The following is a 2,649-nucleotide window of genomic DNA, read 5'->3' on the forward strand; positions in this document are numbered from 1 at the left end:
GCCCCCAGCCGCTCGCAGCGCTCGAGGCCGGGCCACCAGCCCCCCCACCGCCCCACCTCGAACAGGGCGTCCCAGAGGGGCTCGAGGGGGCTTTCGAAGACCCAGGCGGTTTCGAGGCTGTGCATGGCGGCCTCCGGGCTCGAGGGGCTTCAGGCCGTGGGCGCCTGCCGGGGGCCGGGTGGCCGGGCCGCGGCGCCGCGGGGTTTGAGGTTGCCCCACAGTACCCGCAAGGCCAGCTTCGGGGCAAGCAGGCTGGGCGGCGGGGCCATCAGGTTGGCGACCTTCTGGAAGGCCAGCACCAGCGCGCGGTCGCGGCGGGCGGCGACGTGCAGCCGGGCGACGTACCAGTTGACGAAGCTCACCACCGGGCCGCGCGGCCCCTGCACCTGCGGGTAGCGCAGGTCGGCCCCCACCGCGATTCCCCAGGGGCTGTCCACCAGGGCGGCGGCCTCGCGGAAGAAGCGCCGCGCCAAGTCCTCGGTCCCGGCCTCGAGGCACCGCGCGAGCGCCTTGGCCTCGGCGGCGGCCACCGTCATGCCCTGGCCGAAGACCGGGTTGAAGCTGCACAGGGCGTCGCCCATGACCAAGAAGCCCTCCGGGAAGCGCGCCATCCGCTCGTAGCGCCGGCGCTGGCTGCCGGGGAATTTGTAGGGCACGATCCCGGAGAGCGGCTCGGCGTCCTTGACCAGATCGTAGACGTCGGGCACCGGGAGGCTGCGGGCGAACTCGAGGAAGCCCGCCTCGTCGGTGGGCGGGTGGTCGCCCAGGAAACCCGCCAGGGTCACCACCCAGCGGTCGCCCTCCATGCCCAGCACCACCCCGCCCCGCGCCTCGGGCGCGTTGGAGCCGATGACGAAGGCGTCGTTGCCCCCCAGGTCCTGCGGGCGGCGGCGGTAGACGCGGGTGGCGTAGGCCAGGTCGATGCGCACCAGGTCCTCGGCCGGGCGTTCGTAGCCCAGGGCCTCGAGCCACTTCGGCGCCTGCGAGCCGCGCCCGCTGGCGTCCACCACCAGATCGGCCCGGAGGTCGCTGAGGCCCTCGTCGTCGAGCCGCACCCCCGTCACCCGCCCGCGGACGTAGCCCTCCAGCAGGGGGCGGCTCAGCAGCAGGCCCGTCAGCCCGCTGGGGAACTGGGCGTGGAACCCGCCGTTGTGGTACCAGCGCGCGCCCTCGACGATGTCGCCCTCCTTGGCCCCCTGCGCCACCAGGTCGCGGGTGAGGCCGGGGAAGAACTCCTCCAGCACCGCGCGGCCCTGCGCCAGCAGCCCGTGGGCGTGGCGGCCCTGCGGCACGCCCTTGCGGTGCTCGCCTGCGGCCGGGAAGTGGTCGCGCTCGAGCACCGTCACCTCTTCGTAGCGGCCGGCCAGCGCCCGCGCCGCCAGCAGCCCGCCCATGCTCCCGCCGATCACGACGGCTCGTTTTCCCTGGTGCATACGCTCCTCCTGGTGTTGCTGGGAGCAGTGTGCAAGGGGGGGCGTGAAAAGGGCGTAAAAAGGGCTCGAGTCGCCCGTTCGGTGGATTCGCGCCCGGGGGGGTCCCCCCGACACTGGGGCATGGCACCCCGGCTGCTGCTGTTGCTGTGGCTCGGCTCGGTGGCGCTGGGTCAGGGCCTCCAGGGCCCGGAGTTGCTGGGCGAGCTGCGCAAGGGCGGCTACGTGATCTACTTCCGCCACGCCGAGACCGACCAGAGCCAGGGCCCGCTGGAGCTCGCCAACAAGGACCGCATCCCCGCCGACTACCTCGACTGCTCCCTGCAGCGCAACCTCGACGCCCGCGGGCGCGAGCAGGCCCTCGCCATCGGGCGGGCCTTCCGCGAGCTGGGCATCCCGGTGGGGGCGGTGCTCTCGAGCCCCTACTGCCGCTGCCGCGACACCGCCGAGCTGGCCTTCGGCCGCTCCGCCCGCAGCGACGTGCTGCTGGGGGTGGGCGTCACCGAAGCGGAGATGCGGGCCAAGCTGCCGGAGTTCCGCCGGCTGCTCTCCACCCCGCCCGCCCCCGGGACCAACACCGTGCTGGTGGCGCACCTGGGCCCGCTCAACTACCTCACCGACCGCGCCATCGAGCTCGAGCAGGGCGAGGCCGCCGTCATCCGCCCGCTGGGGGAGCGTGGCTACGGGCTGGTGGCCCGCCTCGAGCCGGAGGGGTGGGCCCGCCTCGCCGCCCGCTGAGGACTAGCGGGGAGGGGAGAAGTGGACGCCGAACTCGCCGAGGATGCGGGCGATCTCGGCGAAGCCGGGGACCTGCTCGGGCGGCGGGGGCAGCAGCGACTCGCTCAGCGCCACGCCGAAGGCCTTGAAGCCCCGCTCGAGCCCGCCCGGCGAGAGCTTCACCAGCAGCCGCACCTCGGGGGTGAGGCAGCGGAAGTGGTGCTCCTGCCGGCGGGGCATCAGGCAGTGCTCCCCGGCCCCCAGGCGCCCGCGGTGATCGCCGTACCGGACCTCGAGCTCCCCCTCCAGCACCAGCAACGCCTCGTCCTCGTAGGTGTGGGTGTGGGGCGGGGGCTCGGCGCCCCGCCGCACCACCCCCTCGACGAGCGTGAATTCGCCGCCGGTGTCGGGGGCCTCGGCCAGGAAGTGGAGGTAGAGCCCCGCGCACCAGTAGCGGCGCTCGAGGGGTGGAGGGGTGGGAGGGGTCTCGGGGGTCATCGGG

The 2,649-nt window shown here is 74.3% G+C and carries 3 protein-coding genes; 1 reads left to right on the forward strand and 2 read right to left on the reverse strand.

Annotation, left to right across the window (positions count from 1 at the left end; genetic code table 11):
• Positions 1-149 precede the first annotated feature (149 nt).
• Entirely contained in the window at positions 150-1,433 is a 1,284-nt protein-coding gene (locus Mterra_RS20420) for an FAD-dependent oxidoreductase (protein ID WP_119316767.1), read from the reverse strand.
• Between the two features lie 120 nt (positions 1,434-1,553).
• On the opposite strand from Mterra_RS20420, the gene Mterra_RS20425 reads away from it, so the two are divergent.
• Positions 1,554-2,168 (forward strand): histidine phosphatase family protein, encoded by a 615-nt coding sequence (locus Mterra_RS20425; RefSeq protein ID WP_119316768.1) that lies wholly within the window; start codon positions 1,554-1,556, stop codon positions 2,166-2,168.
• Between the two features lie 3 nt (positions 2,169-2,171).
• Here Mterra_RS20425 and Mterra_RS20430 read toward each other — a convergent pair.
• Positions 2,172-2,649: cupin domain-containing protein (locus Mterra_RS20430; protein ID WP_147372986.1), on the reverse strand; the 478-nt coding region annotated here is incomplete at its 5' end.

The sequence above is a fragment of the Calidithermus terrae genome (assembly GCF_003574345.1).
Classification (GTDB): domain Bacteria; phylum Deinococcota; class Deinococci; order Deinococcales; family Thermaceae; genus Calidithermus; species Calidithermus chliarophilus.

Excerpts from the sequence above, each read along its gene's own strand:
- Mterra_RS20425 (WP_119316768.1), top strand. The coding sequence starts at position 1,554 with ATGGCACCCCGGCTGCTGCTGTTGCTGTGGCTCGGCTCGGTGGCGCTG.
- Mterra_RS20420 (WP_119316767.1), bottom strand. The coding sequence starts at position 1,433 with ATGCACCAGGGAAAACGAGCCGTCGTGATCGGCGGGAGCATGGGCGGG.